This is a genomic window from Mycobacterium sp. (genome assembly GCF_050701675.1).
Classification (GTDB): domain Bacteria; phylum Actinomycetota; class Actinomycetes; order Mycobacteriales; family Mycobacteriaceae; genus Mycobacterium.
Genome location: NZ_JBOGDD010000024.1, coordinates 1 through 2,474, shown reverse-complemented (window position 1 = coordinate 2,474; position 2,474 = coordinate 1). Strand labels below are relative to the sequence as shown.

The 2,474-nt window shown below is 67.4% G+C and carries 3 protein-coding genes and 1 pseudogene; 1 reads left to right on the top strand and 3 read right to left on the bottom strand.

Annotated elements, in window-relative coordinates:
• Positions 1-1,462 (top strand): PucR family transcriptional regulator (locus tag ACRDUX_RS00790; RefSeq protein WP_526410072.1); only part of this gene is annotated, 1,462 nt, incomplete at its 5' end.
• Positions 1,463-1,471: 9 nt separating this feature from the next.
• Here ACRDUX_RS00790 and ACRDUX_RS00785 read toward each other — a convergent pair.
• The 3 genes and pseudogenes from ACRDUX_RS00785 to ACRDUX_RS00775 form a co-directional block, all read right to left on the bottom strand.
• The gene (locus ACRDUX_RS00785) at positions 1,472-1,657 is read right to left on the bottom strand and encodes a hypothetical protein (RefSeq protein WP_477492627.1); all 186 of its coding nucleotides are present in this window, start codon (positions 1,655-1,657) and stop codon (positions 1,472-1,474) included.
• A 146-nt stretch (positions 1,658-1,803) separates the two neighbouring features.
• Positions 1,804-2,136 (bottom strand): limonene-1,2-epoxide hydrolase family protein, encoded by a 333-nt coding sequence (locus ACRDUX_RS00780; protein ID WP_526410070.1) that lies wholly within the window; start codon positions 2,134-2,136, stop codon positions 1,804-1,806.
• A 138-nt stretch (positions 2,137-2,274) separates the two neighbouring features.
• Positions 2,275-2,474: pseudogene (locus ACRDUX_RS00775) on the bottom strand (hypothetical protein); the annotation flags it as partial.

The following is a 2,474-nucleotide window of genomic DNA, read 5'->3' as shown; positions in this document are numbered from 1 at the left end:
CCGTCCCATCGACATGGTGCTGACCACCGAACTCGCGAATCCGGCGCGCTGGCTGTCGGGCAACGAGTTGGTGCTCACGACCGGGATCAGGCTTCCGGGCACGGCCGCCGAGCGTGCCGACTACCTGCGCGAGCTCGACCAGTGCGGGGTGGCGGGCCTGGGCTTCGCGACGGGTTTGACCCATCTCACGGTGCCCGAGGACCTCGTCGCGGTGGCCGACGAGCTCGCTCTGCCCCTGATCGAGGTGCCGCTGGAGACGCCCTTCGCCGCGCTGGTCAAGTCCGTCACCGCGCGGATCGCCGAGCTGCAATACGACGACGTCGTGCGGGTGTCACGGGCGCAGCCGCACCTCACCCGCGCGGCGATCACCGGGGGAGCGCCGGCCGTCGCGCGCGAACTGGGCCGCTCGCTGGCCGCCACGGTCCTGATTCTGGGCACCGCCGGCGACGTCGTGGCGTGCCACCCCGGGCCCCCGGCTGCCTCGCTGCTCGACGCGCTGCGCCCGCTGGTGTCGTCGAGGGCTGACGCGGGTACGGCCACCGTCGCCTTGAGTGGGACGGCGACTCCTGTTGCCCACCAACGCATCCGGGTGGGATCGAAGTCCTACGGCGAGCTGGTGGTCATCGGTGGCGCCACGCTCAGCCACATGGAGCAGATGCTGCTCGGCCACGCCAACGCCCTGCTCGCCCTCGACTTCGACAAGCCTGCTCGCCTCAATGCGGCTCAGCGGCAGTTGAATTCGTCGGCGCTGAGCATGGTGCTCGCCACCGACGCGGACCTGCGGCCCGCGTGGTCGCTGTTGACCCGCGTTGCCGATCCGCACCGACGGATACGCGTGGTGGCGATAGAGGGCGACTCCGCGGAAGCGCTTGCCGCCGTTCACCGGGCTTGCGTGGAGGTACTGGAAAGCGGCGGGTATCAGTGCTTCGTCCACGCGGCGGGCGAGGCCGTGGTGGCGGTGATTCCGGGAGTTCTCGGTGTCGACTTCGCGAGCAGATTGATCGGTGGGGTGGCCGGCCAGGCGCGCCGGACGCTGCGGGTCGGAATGAGTGGCCCGCACGTGCTCGACGACCTCACCGTCGCGGTACGGAACGCCCGGCGTGCCGGCACGATGGCGCAAAGAGGCGGAGTGCCAGTCGAATTCGGTGCTGCCGCCGGGCAGGCCCTGCTCTCCGACGAGGCGAGTCGCACGATCTTGTCCGCCGTCGCCGACACGACACTGGCCCCGCTCGCCGACTATGACCGCGATCAGCAGGGCGGTCTCGTCGTGTCGCTGCGGGCCTACCTGGAGGCCAACGGTCACTGGGAGACGGCCGCGGCGGCACTCGGCGTCCACCGCCACACCTTGCGCAACCGGATCAGGACCGCGCAGAAACTCCTGGGCTGCGATCTCGATGTCGCCCGGGTACGTGCCGAACTGCTGCTCGCCCTGCTGGCCGGCGAGCGCGGCGGGCCCAACTGATCTTCAGTGTCAGGCGATTCGGCGTACCGCGACCACGTCGCGTTCGACGCAGCCGACGCGGTCGGCGGCTTCGGCGACCGAGAGAACCGGATCGAGCAGGATCGCCAATTCGGCAGGGGAGAACCAGGGTTCGTCGTCCCAGGGTGCGTGGTCCCATCCGGCATCTTCGAAGCCGGAAAACAGTCTGTTGCTCAACTCGAACCTTTTCGGGCGTTGTCGGCTGTCGCTGTCTTCGATGAAGCGAATTCAATGCCGAGAGTCTACGGGCCCGGCCGTGTCCGCGTGGGATGGCGTATGCCGTGCAACTCACTCGTTCTTAACGGCGAAGTGCCAGGTCAGGCCTACTTCGGCGGGTAGAAGTACTCGCGCCAAGCCGTGATCTTTTCGTTATGCACCTGGTATGCGCCCATGACCGGCCAGGTCTTCTGTTCGCCGCCCACGATCCAGTGATCACGCCGTTCCATCAACACGACGTCACCGTCGACGGCGAGGTGCAGGATTTCGAGGTCCACGCATTTCCCGCGCGTGAAAAAGGCTTTCATCATCTCGTGGATGGCCTGTCGTCCGGCCAGCGTCGGCCAGTCGGGTCCGATGTCGAAGGTGGCGTCCTCGGCGAAGTGGCTCATGACCTCGTCGACGTCGTTGCGGCTCCATGCGGCGATCTCGGCGCGCACGACGTGCTCTGCGGTCATGGTCTCCCCGTCTGTGTCTACAGCGACTCGCGCAATCGTAATGCCGGTCGGCCACCGGCTTGGCAGTGGCACGCACTTGCGAGGCGAATACCGTTGCAAAGGAAAGCAATTCAACGGCCGTCAGCCCAACGGGTCACCGTCGACCACATCGCTGATGGTCACGTCGATGGGCCCGGACGGGGTGCGCCCATGGTCATCGAGGTCATCGAGGATCAGGCGGACCGTGTCGAGCACTGTGCGCCGGATGTCGTCACCGAGTTCGTGCAGTTGAGTCCCGTAACTCCCGACGACGTCGATGTCGATGGCACGCAGCACCGTGC